The 14,045-nt window shown below is 48.3% G+C and carries 13 protein-coding genes; 4 read left to right on the top strand and 9 right to left on the bottom strand.

Going from position 1 to position 14,045, the window contains the following annotated elements; all coding sequences use genetic code 11:
- Positions 1-4: 4 nt before the first annotated feature.
- Together rsmA and mgtE are read left to right on the top strand one after the other, a co-directional pair.
- Positions 5-808, top strand: a complete 804-nt coding sequence (rsmA, locus tag MUN53_RS05175) for a 16S rRNA (adenine(1518)-N(6)/adenine(1519)-N(6))-dimethyltransferase RsmA (protein ID WP_022455123.1) — start codon at positions 5-7, stop codon at positions 806-808.
- A gap of 68 nt (positions 809-876) precedes the next feature.
- Positions 877-2,223 (top strand): magnesium transporter, encoded by a 1,347-nt coding sequence (gene mgtE / locus MUN53_RS05170; protein WP_022455124.1) that lies wholly within the window; start codon positions 877-879, stop codon positions 2,221-2,223.
- 13 nt (positions 2,224-2,236) lie between these two features.
- On the opposite strand, the gene MUN53_RS05165 is transcribed toward mgtE, so the two are convergent.
- From MUN53_RS05165 to MUN53_RS05150, 4 genes are all read right to left on the bottom strand, one after another.
- The gene (locus MUN53_RS05165) at positions 2,237-4,072 is read right to left on the bottom strand and encodes an alpha-1,3-galactosidase-related protein (protein WP_243323699.1); all 1,836 of its coding nucleotides are present in this window, start codon (positions 4,070-4,072) and stop codon (positions 2,237-2,239) included.
- Between the two features lie 169 nt (positions 4,073-4,241).
- Positions 4,242-5,048, bottom strand: a complete 807-nt coding sequence (locus MUN53_RS05160) for a DUF3108 domain-containing protein (RefSeq protein WP_243323698.1) — start codon at positions 5,046-5,048, stop codon at positions 4,242-4,244.
- Positions 5,049-5,052: 4 nt separating this feature from the next.
- Positions 5,053-6,969 (bottom strand): Ig-like domain-containing protein, encoded by a 1,917-nt coding sequence (locus MUN53_RS05155; RefSeq protein ID WP_394803040.1) that lies wholly within the window; start codon positions 6,967-6,969, stop codon positions 5,053-5,055.
- A 59-nt stretch (positions 6,970-7,028) separates the two neighbouring features.
- The gene (locus MUN53_RS05150; protein WP_243323696.1) at positions 7,029-8,315 is read right to left on the bottom strand and encodes a DUF2851 family protein; all 1,287 of its coding nucleotides are present in this window, start codon (positions 8,313-8,315) and stop codon (positions 7,029-7,031) included.
- A gap of 89 nt (positions 8,316-8,404) precedes the next feature.
- Here MUN53_RS05150 and MUN53_RS05145 point away from each other — a divergent pair, with 89 nt between their 5' ends.
- Positions 8,405-9,805: an alanine/glycine:cation symporter family protein gene (locus tag MUN53_RS05145; RefSeq protein ID WP_243323695.1), complete on the top strand. Its 1,401-nt coding sequence runs from the start codon at positions 8,405-8,407 to the stop codon at positions 9,803-9,805.
- A gap of 4 nt (positions 9,806-9,809) precedes the next feature.
- Here the strand turns inward: MUN53_RS05145 and MUN53_RS05140 are convergent, their stop codons facing one another.
- The 5 genes from MUN53_RS05140 to MUN53_RS05120 form a co-directional block, all read right to left on the bottom strand.
- Entirely contained in the window at positions 9,810-11,030 is a 1,221-nt protein-coding gene (locus MUN53_RS05140; RefSeq protein WP_022454766.1) for a M16 family metallopeptidase, read from the bottom strand.
- A gap of 153 nt (positions 11,031-11,183) precedes the next feature.
- Positions 11,184-11,609: a D-Ala-D-Ala carboxypeptidase family metallohydrolase gene (locus tag MUN53_RS05135; RefSeq protein ID WP_243323692.1), complete on the bottom strand. Its 426-nt coding sequence runs from the start codon at positions 11,607-11,609 to the stop codon at positions 11,184-11,186.
- A gap of 165 nt (positions 11,610-11,774) precedes the next feature.
- Positions 11,775-11,963 carry a hypothetical protein gene (locus tag MUN53_RS05130; protein ID WP_243323691.1) on the bottom strand — a complete coding sequence of 63 codons (189 nt, stop codon included), beginning with the start codon at positions 11,961-11,963 and terminating at the stop codon, positions 11,775-11,777.
- 149 nt (positions 11,964-12,112) lie between these two features.
- Positions 12,113-12,322, bottom strand: coding sequence for a DUF4248 domain-containing protein (locus MUN53_RS05125; protein WP_243323689.1), 210 nt, complete (start codon positions 12,320-12,322; stop codon positions 12,113-12,115).
- A gap of 52 nt (positions 12,323-12,374) precedes the next feature.
- Entirely contained in the window at positions 12,375-12,851 is a 477-nt protein-coding gene (locus tag MUN53_RS05120) for a hypothetical protein (protein ID WP_243323687.1), read from the bottom strand.
- A gap of 450 nt (positions 12,852-13,301) precedes the next feature.
- On the opposite strand from MUN53_RS05120, the gene MUN53_RS05115 reads away from it, so the two are divergent.
- Positions 13,302-14,033 (top strand): hypothetical protein, encoded by a 732-nt coding sequence (locus MUN53_RS05115; protein WP_243323686.1) that lies wholly within the window; start codon positions 13,302-13,304, stop codon positions 14,031-14,033.
- Positions 14,034-14,045 lie beyond the last annotated feature (12 nt).

Genomic DNA, 14,045 nt, shown 5'->3' with positions numbered 1-14,045 from the left:
GTGAATGAGATTCGTTAAACCGAAAAAAGCATTGGGGCAACATTTCCTGAAGGATCTGCAGATTGCCCATCGGATAGCAGACACCCTTGCCGAGTATAAAGGAACACCTGTCCTCGAAATCGGTCCGGGTATGGGTGTACTCACCCAATTCCTGTTGGAAGCCGAACATGATTTGAAAGTCGTAGAACTCGACCAGGAGTCGGTCGCCTATCTGGATCAGAATTTTCCTGACTTGAAAGGACGTATCATTCCCGCTGATTTCCTGAAGCTGGACTTGTCGTCTCTTTATCCAGGACCGTTCTGTGTGATCGGGAACTATCCGTACAACATATCCAGCCAGATATTCTTCAAGGTGCTCGACTACAAGGATCAGATTCCCTGCTGTTCGGGAATGATCCAGAAAGAAGTGGCCGAGCGGCTCGCAGGGAAGCCCGGCAGTAAGGCATACGGTATCATCAGTGTCCTGCTCCAGGCATGGTACGATATCGAATATCTGTTTACCGTGAGTGAATATGTGTTCGATCCGCCTCCAAAGGTAAAGAGTGCCGTTATCAAGATGACCCGTAACCAGCGGACCGAATTAGGCTGCGACGAGAAACTGTTCAAGACAGTCGTCAAGACGACGTTTAACCAGCGCCGGAAGACGTTACGCAACTCTATCAAACCTATTTTGGGAAAAGACTTTCCCGACTATGCGTTACCGGTCTTCGACAAACGTCCGGAACAACTCTCTGTCGAACAATTCATCGAATTGACGTTGCTGGTGGATAACTGGTTGAAATCAGCCAACCGACAGCCGGAAGAATAAAGCTTAGGTAATCTGACAGCCGCTGAAACTGGCGGCTGCCTAACGACAACACTAAAAACGGAGCAGCCATGACAGAACTGACGAAAGAATACATAGACAATCTGAAGAAAATCATCGAAGAGAAAGATGATGTCAAGGCAAGGGAACTGCTGAAAGATCTTTATCCGGCAGATATAGCCGAAATTTATCAGAAACTCGACTTGCAGGAAGCCATTTACCTGTACATGCTGATGGATGGCGAACAGGCAGCCGACGTTTTGATGGAACTGGATGAAGAGGACCGTCATAAATTATTGAAGGAACTTCCGAATGAGTTGATCGCCAAACGTTTCGTGGACAACATGGAGACGGACGATGCGGTTGACCTGATGCGTGAATTGGACGAAGATACGCAGGAAGAAATTCTTTCGCACATCGAAGACGTAGAACAGGCGGGAGATATCGTCGATCTGTTGAAGTACGACGAAGATACGGCCGGTGGTTTGATGGGTACGGAAATGATCGTGGTAAACGAGAATTGGAGTATGCCCAAATGTATTGACGAGATGCGCAAGCAGGCCGAAGAGGTGGACGAGATCCATTATGTCTATGTAGTGGACGACGACGAACGTCTGCGTGGGGTTCTTCCGTTGAAGAAGCTGATCACCAATCCGTCGGTATCGAAAATCAAGCATGTGATGAAGAAAGATCCGATTGCCGTGCGCGACAGTGACAGTATTGAAGAGGTGACACAAACCATCGAGAAATATGACCTGGTGGCTGTTCCCGTTATCGATAGTATCGGACGTCTGGTAGGACGTATCACGATCGACGACGTCATGGATGAGGTACGCGAACAGCACGAACGTGATTATCAGTTGGCTTCCGGTATCTCGCAGGATGTGGAAACATCGGATAATGTCTTTACCCAAACGGCAGCCCGTCTGCCTTGGTTGCTGATCGGAATGATTGGCGGACTCAGTAATTCCATCATTCTGGGAGGATTTGAAAACAGCTTTGCCTCCAATCCCAAAACAGCTCTCTTTATTCCGCTGATTGGTGGAACAGGTGGAAATGTCGGGATTCAGTCGTCTGCAATCGTGGTACAGGGCTTGGCCAACAATACCCTGAAAGAGGGAAATATCTTCTCACAGATTCTGAAGGAAAGCGTCGTATCGGTGATCAATGCCAGTACGATCAGTCTGATTGTATTCATCTATAACTTTTTCATGCTAGGCGACCGGGCTATCACGAGTGCCGTATCACTCAGTCTGTTTACGGTAGTAATCTTCGCCAGTATTTTCGGCACAATCGTTCCTTTGTTACTCGATAAGATGAAAATAGATCCGGCCTTGGCGACCGGACCTTTTATCACGATTTCGAATGACATCATCGGAATGCTGATCTATATGTTCATGGTTTCAGCATTGACCTAAGTTGTCTTTTCGCTTATTTCTGCAATATATCATTTGCCGGATCGAATCCGCCTTCGAACTGATTATCCTCAATGGTGGCATTCGTTACCCGTTCCAACAAGACACGGTGTTTGTTCCAGTGGAAGGGCGGATATGCCTCATTCTGATGAATGGTATTGTGGCGGAACACCAGTCCGTCAACCGATTTGGCATAAAGGATCGGGGCATCGAAGGTTTCAAACTCATTATCCTCGATCACAATACCACTGTGGAAATACTTTTCCTGATGTTCCAGATCTGGTATTTCCGGATAAATGGAAATAACGGCATTGGTAAACTGGAACATATTGGTCAGGGCGTTGATAAAGGTATTATGCCGGATCACGATATCCCGACAAGCGCCGGTCTCATACCAGCCGTTACAGTCTCCACAAAGCAGGATGGCCGTACCAGATGTATAATCGAATAGATTGTTTTCTACCACGGTCTTCTTGGGTGTACTGAACAAACTGCCGCGGGCACGGTTATGACGGATGGTATTATGGGCAAAAACGACTTCCGGAGTCCAGGTCAGGTTCTCTACTCCGATGGATTGTTCGGGAGTAACTTCGGCCGGCAAAGCCTGGGTAAAGGCTATCCGGAACACTTTGGCTCCACATACCGAATTCTGATCTTCCGGACGGATCGAAGCAATCTGATAAGTGCCATCGAGCAGTTCCATCGTCTTGGAACGGATAAACTGAACCGTATCTCCGGCAAATCCCCAGTCAAATCCATACGACTGGGCATGTTCGAACGAGGCCAACAGCGTCTTTTCGTCTATTCGCTGCTGTACCTTTAAATACACTCCATGCACATTGATGGCATCGTCCATCATATTCTCATACAGTCCGTTTTCCGACAGAATCAGTCCCTTGCAGTTGGAGAAATGGGTGGCGTCGGCCTGTGTCGTGAAATAACGTGGATCTTCTTTCCCCTTCAGGCAGACCGAAAAACTGTCTAAGCGGATGTTATCGCATACTTGTGCCAACAAGCCCATGCCTTCCGCATAATGTACCTGTATATTCTTCAGGACAGTATTTGTATTATGCGACAGGAAAACACCGGGAGCCGGTCGTTGCCAGGTACGCATGGCGAGTACCGTACCGGGAACCAGCAACGGATTCTTCCATCCTTCAGCCAACACTTTCCGTCCGCCCAGATCTTTCACTTTCGAGAGGACCATCCGCACATCACTGCTGTTATACACCAGACGGCGGGTTTCGGGCTCGAACGCAATACAAGAGGAAGGACAATGGCGCCAGCCTTCTCCTTTTACATATAAGGTATCGCCCGCAATCTCATACTGAACCCAGGGAGCCAGTTCCAAGGTGATTTGTCCGGCCTTGGTATCATTGGTAACCACCGAAGCCTGGGTGATATGCGGCTGTTCGAAATCGATGGAGAAGTTCTTCAGGGTGCAGTTTTTACTGCGTAACAAAGACACCGGAAGCATCCGGCCGTGAAAGACCAGTTCGGCATCCTGTCCATCGAAAGTAATTCCTTCCATGTCTTCCAATGCCACACCAACTGCCTTGGGATTCGGCTGATCGTGATTGGAGACAAAATAAGTACGGGAAGTTGCCTGATCCGGATAAAAGTCATATCGTCCGGCTGGCAGGAGAATCGTTATTTCCTGTCCTTCGGGTACTTCCTGCCGAATATCCTGAATCGCTTTCGCGATCAGCGGAGAGATATTCTCCTTCGTATCCGGACAGATTCCGTAATCCGCCAGGTTATACACCGTTTTACCGGTGGATTTGCCTGCACACGAAGCCAACAGGAACAGGCAACAGACCAACGGCCAAAGAAAAATAGTTTGTTTCTTCATGATGATTTCTGTTTTAAGATTTATTATATCGAAAATACTTGACAAACCCCTTGACAAAGTCTATCTTTGCACTGTGGTTTTTTCATAATAGTATTAGATTTAAGGTTAACAAAGTTGATTAGGGGTTGTCGTGAGACAGCCTTTAATTGTTTATAGGCCTCTCTTTCCTTTACTTAGAGACTGAAATCCCACAGGAAAAAGGATATTTCAGGTTTTCGGAAGACTGATAATAGACTTCCGCAGCTCCAATCTTCAGCTTGGCACGGATCTTGATGGGAATATGATTTTCATCATCGCCGATCCATACTTCTCCCGCAGCCTTGCTTTGGGTGAATGCCTCATCATACACATCCACATAGAAATGGCGTGTCCGATATTTTACGCCTTCCCGTTCGATGACTTGCTGACCTTCATAACGGAAAGCGGCATGAACGACATCCCGCCCTACGGCTATCAGAAACGGCCGTTCATCTCCCATCTGCAACCGGCTCCAGTCCAACGAACGCAAATACATCGTGGCTGAAAGCATATCGTGTACATTTCCTTCTACAATCAGAGTCGTATCAATTTTGGTACGCGTCGGCGTATAACGTTTGGAATGGATATGCGCCTTATCGTTCTGATAAGCAAAAGTCAGCTCATCCACCGAATAATAATCGCCTTCATCCGAATGTTTGCTACTATACTGCAATAATCCTTTATCGTATGTATAAAAGCACGCCATCGTATCCCGCATCCGGTAGATCCGCTCGAAAATTCCATTCGTCCGGAAAAGCAGGGAATACTGCCACGCCGGCTGGTTCTGGAAGGAAGCCTTGTCTACGGTGAGAGACGCTTCTCCGGCCTTGGCCATGATGAGTCCCCACTTGAAATAAAGCTGATAATTCACCTTTTCTCCCGGCTGGAATCTCGACACCGGAATATCCTGTGCCACCAGCGAGACGCAGCCTAGCAGGCAGCACAGCAGGATCTTCATCCTTCTAGAGAGAAAAACCGCCCAGTCCATTGGATGATGATGATTGTTTGTTACGTCCTTCCTCCCGATAGTCACGCTTCTTCTTGGTCGTTTCTTTCGGTTTGTTCTTGGTGATATCCAGCGGTTTCTGCTTCAACCACGGTGTTTCGCGGATATTCCAGGTCTCTTCTACCTGGAAGTTCTGCATGATGGTGTACATCTTCGGACAGTAAAAGACTTCTTCCGGCTGACGTTTCTCGGCGTAGTTGCCGGTGTCCCAGATTCCGTTTCCGTTGGCATCCAATACCAGACGGGCATAATATTTGTCGGGCTTCAAATCCATGAACAAGACACCGCCGTTCTTGACCGTGGCTTTCCGTACCGGTTCGTCTTTCGTATTCAACAATTCGACATACGCCGGCACCGTATCATTACCCAGGATGTTGATATACAAGTGCCCGTAACTGTCTTCCGGCTTGATCTTGAACTTCGCCTGGAATTTATCGTTCCATTTCCCGTACAAGCTGTAAATGACTGCCGAATCGACACTCAGCTGATACGATTCTCCATATTTCCATTTCCGTTGGATATAATAGCCCAATGAATTGACCGAATCCTGATAGAAGTCGAAATCAACCACTGTCCAGACAGAATCAATCTCCTGTTCCAGACGAAAGACTTCTTTCTTCAGGTCAATGGCGGGTTCGTCGAAGACGACCGAAACCGTATCAAACAGGTCCATATCGCTGGGCGCGTCGATGGTCATATTCAGGAAAACGATCTCCGGCTCATCGCCCTTTTTCTTCTTACGCTTCTGTTCGCCTTTCCGCCGTAAGACGGTCTGGATCGTATCGGTCTGAGGCTGCAAAATTCCCAGAGAATCGCTTTTCGGATAAGTGATTTCCATCTGCAAGGTATCCCGCTTCCAGACGGTCGAGTCGGTTAACCAGAAGGTCACATTCTTGCCACCGTCGGTGGGCTGTTCCATATACCAGTCGGCTTGTTCCGGCTCAAAGTTCAGGGGTTTGGGAACAGGGATGGTATCAACCGGAATATTGAAGTGCAGGATAAACCGGTGTTCGTCCGGACGTTCGGGACGAGTCATGTACTGGCGCTCGAATTTCTCCTTGAACAAACGCAACTCGATGTTATCGGGCAAGAAACGGGTATAAGCAATCGCCTTGATGGTGTCGATCGTCAATGAATCGACCCACGTCGTATCCATCCGCGTGGCCGGCTCAAATGTCGGTACGACTACGGAGTCGAGAAAGGCGATGTCTTCGCCCGGCTGGTCGAACTTATAATCGCGGTTCACGTCATTCAGGGCATAAACCCGATAAGTACCGGGTTTGATGTTGCGCACCGTAAAACGTCCCCGGTCGTTGGTACGTGAAGTCCGGTCGAAAGGCAGTTTCCGGAAAGCCGAGTCGGCCAGGTTGCTGTGCAGACCGATCGAAATACCCGGCATCGGCTCCAGGTTCTCGGCATTCAGCACATACCCCGAAATCTCCAGCGAGTCGATCACATCTCCTGTCGAGAAGGCAAACGAGAAGTTTTCCAATACGTTCTTCTCGTTGTTGTCGGCAATCGAATTGGTGAAGTCGATGGTGTATGTCGTGTTCTCCTTCAGCGTATCCAGCAGTTCCACCTGAATCTTCCGTCCGGCACTCCGGATAATGGGCAGTTCCCGTTGCGGAGGCGTGATGATCACATTCTCCGACGGATTATCGATCTGAATGAGTTCGTCGAACAACAATTCCACTTTCTGTCCCTTGAAATTGGTCGTATTAGGCAATGGCATACTGCCGATAAACTTAGGCGGATCTTCATCATACGGTCCGCCGTTGGGCGAAGCCATATTGGCACAAGCGCACAAGACAAGCAGCAGGCACACGCTTGTCCATCCCAGAAGCCGTTGATAGAAACTGTATCTCATTCTCATTGTCTGTAATAATGTGGGGCAAAAATAGGGAAAAATACTGTGATTCCCACTATCCTGCCTCATAAACCCTCGGAAGAAGAGCGTTTCAGTAACTGAAAGCCCAACCGGCAGTACAGGCATTTCTTCGGTTCGCAGTAGTTCCGTTTCAGCTGGATCAGCGCCTGCGTATCTCCGGCATGGCGGGGAATCATCCCGACCTGACTGAACAACGAGACGATGGCGTTCCGCTCCGGAGGAATACATTCCAGCAGCCGTAAGGCTCGGGCCTTGTGTTCGTCCATCCGGTGATAGACGCCATAGGCAAACATCACGGGAACAACGGTGTTGATCAGCAGGATATGGAGGGCATTCTCGCCCAGCTGCTTCTTCTGCGGCGGGGAAGAACGGACGAAGTTATAATGTGTATCCCAGAACTCTGATGCCTGTACCCGGAAGAAGTCCTTGACCTCACGGGGCGTGCGGGCTGACAGAATGGACGAAAACAGGGTATCGTGCCGGATCCAGATGGCTGCGAGCTGGACGAGCTTGATGTGGGGTGTGGCATTCGGCCGGAGGCGCAGGTTCCGAAAGATATGGGGCTCGAGTGGCTGTAGTCCGTATTTCTTCCGGAGGAATACGTATTCCTGCTGCAAAAGTCGGTAATAATGATGACGATTCTCGTTGGAATCGTTCAGCAAACCTGCTTGTCCGAGGAAGAGGGCTTCGACCTGCGAAACGCTGGGGCGCTGCTTCAGGATGCACTTGAAGGGCAGGCTGCGGGCGAGGCGTTCGAAGGCATCGCTGTTGACACCGAAGCCGAAGTTGCGGCACAGCAAGATGTAGAACACTTCGTTCCAGTCTTTCTGATACTGTTCCAGCCAGTGCAGGATATCGTCCGTCTTCCGTTCCAGCCGTTCGGCCAGCAGGGCATCCGTCCATTGCACGCGAAAGACGGGATCGATGGCGGGCAGGCGTTCCAGACAGGCAATGGGACTGTCGCGGGTCAGGAGCCATTCCATGTTGCTGATCACGGTTTCGGGTACCGGAAGCACCAGCTGGGGTATTTCTTCCTGGTTCCGGCGGAAAATGGTTCCGTCATCCTGTTCCACCACATGCAGGATAACATTGTCATACGCCTTGTCGGCCGAGTGTCTGTGCTGCCACCAGTCGGATGCTTTCCGGTGTATCTCCACGCTGCCCGCCCAGACGGTTCCGTTCAGTTTGATTTTCGCATTGAAGAAGTCGGGTCCGGCATCTGTATTCTCAATACCCGGATCCAGAATTTCGAGTGCATCGCCCCGGGTTGTAACCAGACCGGAAGACCGATAGAGGCGATATTTCCAAAGATAGTGAAGTAGCTGTTCCATTATATCCACAGTTAAGGAATTGTACGTAAGGCAAAGGTAAGGAAAGAAATCGGGATTTTTGGTTACCTTTGCGAAAATATTCATCGCCTATGGATTTATTGAACGAGTGGATTAGCAGTATCAACGACGTCTTGTGGTCGTATATCCTGGTGACGCTGTTGCTGGGATGTGCTTTTTGGTTTACCATCCGCAGCCGTTTTGTGCAGTTTCGGATGATGGGTGAAATGGTTCGCCTGCTGGGTGACTCACCGAAAAAGGCGGGCTCGCACGAAAAGCATATCTCGTCGTTCCAGGCGTTTGCCGTTTCGCTGGCCAGCCGTGTCGGAACGGGTAACCTGGCGGGTGTGGCGACGGCGATCACGGTAGGCGGACCGGGAGCGGTCTTCTGGATGTGGCTCATTGCCCTGCTGGGTTCGTCGAGTGCCTTTGTCGAATCTACGTTGGCTCAGTTATATAAGCGGAAAGGGAAAGACTCGTTTGTGGGTGGTCCGGCGTATTACATGGAAAAAGGACTGAAAGCGCGCTGGATGGGTATTCTCTTTGCCATCCTGATTTCCATCACCTTTGGTTTTGCCTTCAACTCCGTGCAGAGCAATACGATCTGTGCGGCGTGGGAAAAGGCTTTCGGCATTAATCATGTCTGGATGGGGATTGTCCTGACGGCCGTAACGCTACTGATCATCTTCGGCGGTATCCACCGGATTGCCCGGGTGAGCGGTGTGATCGTTCCGGTCATGGCGTTGGGCTATATCGTCCTGGCGTTGGGTGTCGTCTTGTTCAACCTCGGGAAACTGCCGGATGTGATCCACCTGATCGTATCGAATGCCTTCGGCTGGGAACAGGCCTTGGGCGGCGGTATCGGGGCAACGCTGATGCAGGGCATCAAACGGGGTTTGTTCAGCAACGAAGCCGGTATGGGTTCGGCGCCGAACGTGGCGGCCACGGCTCATGTCACGCATCCGGTGAAACAGGGACTGATCCAGGCGCTGGGCGTATTTACCGATACGCTGATCATCTGTACCTGCACGGCTTTCATCATCCTGTTCAGTGGCGTGTCTACCCAGACCAGCCTGAACGGAATCCAGCTGACTCAGGAAGCCCTGACAGCCGAAGTCGGATCGGCGGGCGGTATCTTTATCGCACTGGCCATCCTGCTTTTTGCCTTCAGCAGCATCATCGGGAATTATTACTACGGCGAAGCCAACATCCTCTTCATCACCCGCCGCAAACCGGTTCTCGTCGCATACCGGCTACTGGTATCGGCCATGGTATTGTGCGGCTCGCTCATGAGCCTCGATCTGGCCTGGAGCCTGGCCGACATCATGATGGGACTGATGACCATCTGCAACCTGATTGCCATTGCGATCCTGAGCCGCCAGGCATTCCTGCTGCTCGATCATTACCTGGCCCAGAAACGGAAAGGCATCTCCAGTCCGGTCTTCCGCAAAGAAGACATCCCGGAGCTGGAAGAAGAAGCCGAGTGCTGGTAAGGCATCAGTCGTACATCAGGGTAAACAGCCGGTCGGGATCGAACAGCTCGTTGGCTACCTGCCAGATGCTTTCGGCTGTGACTTCCTGAATCTGCTCAAACACCTCGTCCATCGAATCAAAACGGTTGTAGTGCAGGAAGCTTTTCCCCAGGTTGAGGAAGAGGCTTTCGCGGTTATCTACCGATACACCCAGTTGCCCCAGGGCTTGTTTCTTGGCGGCTTCCAGCTGGCGCTCGCTCAGCTTTTCCGCACGGAACTTGTCGAGCTCGCGGTGCACCAGGTTCATCGCCCGCTTCTTGTTCTTCGGGTCGGTTCCGAAGTAGACGCTGAACACACCCGTATCCGTATAAGAAGCCAGATTCGACTCTACGTTATATACCAGTCCGTTGTGCTCGCGCAGCGACAGGTTGAGGCGGTTGTTCATGCCGGGTCCGCCCAGGATATTGTTCAACAGGAACAAAGAGATACGACGGTCGTCGAACATACTGTATGCCCGGCTGCCGATCATCACATGCGCCTGATGCGTGTCTTTCGACAGCAACCGCGATTCGGGCATCGCCGGTCCCGGTTTTTCGCGGGATAACCGATGGGTCGAAGCCGGGATGTCGCTCATCAGCCCTTCCGCCCATTTCACGATCTTGCCGAAAGGAATATTCCCCATCGAGAAAAAGACCATATTGTCCGGCGTATAGAAACGACGCATGAACGACCGGCCGCTTTCCGGACCGAAGGCCGACAGGCATTCCTCATCACCCAGGATATTATGCCCCAAGGCATGACCCTGAAACAGCAGATTCTCGAAGTCGTCGAAGATCAGCTCCGACGGACTGTCTTCATACGAACTGATCTCATCCCGGATCACATCCGTCTCTTTGGCAATCTGCACCTCCGGAAACGTAGAATGAAATACCAGATCGACCAGCAGGTCGAAGGCACGCTGGAAATGCTCGCGCATGAAGAGCGAATAGACAAACGTCTCTTCCTTCGTTGTATAGGCATTCAGTTCGCCACCCACCGTCTCCATCCGGTTCAGGATATAGTTCGCACGATGGCGCTCGGTACCTTTAAAAATCATGTGTTCCACGAAATGCGCCAGTCCATATTCCGAAGGCTGCTCGTCGCGGGCCCCGGCATTGACGGCAAATCCGCAATACGCCACCGGCGATTCGGATGGCAAATGCACCATCCGCAGTCCGTTGGCCAAGGTATGTGTTGTATATTCCATAAATCTCGTTTTCTTTTTCCGGCGCAAAGGTAGTATAAATATTATTTGATATTTATATCACGGAGATACGCATCCTATATATCGGGAACAATAAAAAACGCAGAAATATTCATCTTGTCTTCGCCGGGAATAAGATTTTCAGAAAAATGTTTTCTAGTTATACAACACCATCTTGCGGCATCGTCCTTGTCGATACGAAAGATGCAGAAAGCGTTTCCGCTTATAGACAATAGCCTGATCAAAAGGCAAGCCGCTGTCGAGTAAGACTTGCAACAAGTGTTCCGGACCCGATGCACAGTAACAGTCGGCGGCTTCACCCTTGGTGTGCTGACTGGTGGGAACGCCGCCCACCAAACGGTTTACTTCCTGATTCCGAAAACCGCTGGTAATGGCAATGGCTTCGCCTACTCGTTCCCGGAGCGGCTGTAATAAATGATCTACTAACTGCTGAATGGCCTCGCGCTGTTCGGCATCGGGTTCATTCAAAATACCCCGTTCGATAGCCATTTGGCTATGGGTAAATTCTGCCAACGTAAAGTTGGGAGATAATGACTGATTGAATATAGTGTTATTAAACATATAAAAAGATTTTCTAAAATTAAACAATTGGTTTATCTTTGTGCATGAAAAGAAATTGAAGACGAATTTAGAAAAGTACAGAAGAATTTTTTTTCATAGTTAAGGTTTTGATAAAAGAGGGAAATCGTTGCGAAATGAGTTCCCTCTTGTTTTTTATATACCATTCTAATTTTCTATTTTCCGCTTATATTTATAATCCACCCCGAATAAAGCACCTGCAAAAGTAGAGGTTTCGCCAAAAGCAACCAATACCGAAGGATCAATCTCGCCTTGTGGCGGTATCCAGAAGCCCAAGAACAGCAAAGTTATTCCTGATAAACATAACAGGGTGGCAATTATTAATTGCAACTTCATATCATTATTTTTGTTTTATCCTCATAATCAAATACTTCATTCAATAGAGAATTGATAATTGAAAATACAGAATAAGAATAATTTATCTACAAAACAAGCCTCTACTCTTATCCCTAATTTTCAATTCTCAATTCTCCATTTTCAATTTCCTAAGGTTCTCCTAAATAACGAAAAACTAACTCTACCTGACGTGGCGTAAACACTCGCTGCCCTTCCATGTATCCGGTTTCAGTCAATTCGTTTTTCAAGGATTCGTTCCGGTCAATCCAACGCTTTAGATGCGTAGTAGCAGCCTTCGGCGTGCTGTTCGCAAAGTACATGGCTGCTAATTCTTTTGTGTATAATGCTTGTGCTTTCATATACACAAATATAATCATTATCAATAAATTAAACAAAATTATCCAGCGTTTTTTATCTGCCTGGCGATTTGTTTTTTATCCAGATCCAGCCGAAAAATAAGAGAAGACTCACCCCAAAAACAGTACCGATTATTGGCCCTTTCCAACCCACATCACGCTCCTGGTGCACCACTTGGTTTTGTCGTTCCTGCTGCCATTGGTTGATCTGGTTCTCATACTGATACACCAATTGCATCAGACTGTCGCAACGGGATTCGACAAACAGAGTGTCGTGTACCAACCGGACAGAAACATTGGCCTGTCCGCTACTATGGTGAAAAACGGCTGCCGGCGGCAAATCGTGCAAAGCCGTTATCGGGATGGCCAAATTCGCTTCGCTCATCGGAACAACCTGCGTCTGCAAGGTTTCCCGAAAAGACAACTGCCCCCAATCCGCTTTTTCTTGGTTTACTACGGTTTCTTTACTAGCGCCACACGCCATCAGCGTAAATGCGCACATCCAAATGGAAATCATATTCGTTTTCATCATGCTATTAATTATGAATTGTTGTTTGATGCAAAGGTAAAATACCGGATTTTGGCATTGTGGATGTATGTGGATCAGTGTGGATCAATGTGGACGAATGGGGATGAAAAGGGATGTATGTGGATCAATGTGGATGATTCTTCAAAAATTTCCTGCCTACCTTTTCTCCAAAATACGCCGGCTTTTTATCAAAATACGCCGGGAAATCGTCAAAATACGCCGGCTTTTCTTTACCTTATTTTATTTAATGTATAAACACGGTATTAACTAAATGAATTTAAATTGAGAAAAACTAACTTTAGTCTTAAAATAATATAAAATGAAAGTAAATCGCTAATTTATATGTTATTTTGTTTGGTATTTAGAAAAGTAATATTTATATTTGTAGTGTTGACAAAGAGATGATGATCTAGAATATTATTAATTTATTTATTTTTAATTTATACAACTAGTATGAAAAGAACGAAAGAAAACAACGCCTTGGCGTTACAGTCTATGGAAAATTTACAGAGTGCCTTGAATCTGTCTGTTGCAACAAACGCAGAACTGAAGAAGCGAGGAGAAGATCTTTTGAAAAACGTAAATGGTGCAGCCAAATCCGAGAAGAAAGAATTTGCGGTTGATTTATCCGAATTCGTACAGGATTGTAAAGGTGAGGTTGCCCGGATGCGCTCGTCCAGAAAACCGATCACCGATCGGCTGATGGCCTTACTGAAAAACTTTACGTCGCTGGAAAACGAGATTGATCCGCTCAAACCAGGTTCAATCGGTGATGTCTGCCAAAACTGTTTACGTGAATTGCTACGTCAGGAATGGGAAGAGAACAAACAGGTAAAAGAACAATTAAGGACGAATTACGAACGCCAGTTGAAGCGGATTGACAAGCGGAAAGTTTCGGACGAAAAGAAAGAAGAAGCCCGGTTGAATGCCCGTAAGAAATTACTGGAAGAAGAACGGAAGCTTTCTAATATTCAGATTCAGAAGCTATCGGTGCCGAACGATCCGTTGGGATTTATCGAACTCTTCAAATTCTGGTGGGAACAAAAAGGACAGTATTTGCCTCAGGATGACATGGAGCGTTTCTTTAAACTTCCGCTTACCTTCGCTCGCCAACAAGCACAAAAAGGAGTTTTTATTGATAGTCAATATGTTGAATACCAAGAAGAACCGCTGTTGCTCAATTGAAAATTGAGAATT

Origin of the sequence: Parabacteroides faecalis (assembly GCF_022809355.1) — a bacterium.
GTDB lineage: Bacteria > Bacteroidota > Bacteroidia > Bacteroidales > Tannerellaceae > Parabacteroides > Parabacteroides faecalis.
The sequence above is the reverse complement of the archived record's forward strand: the minus strand, read 5'-3'. Positions and strand labels throughout refer to the sequence as shown.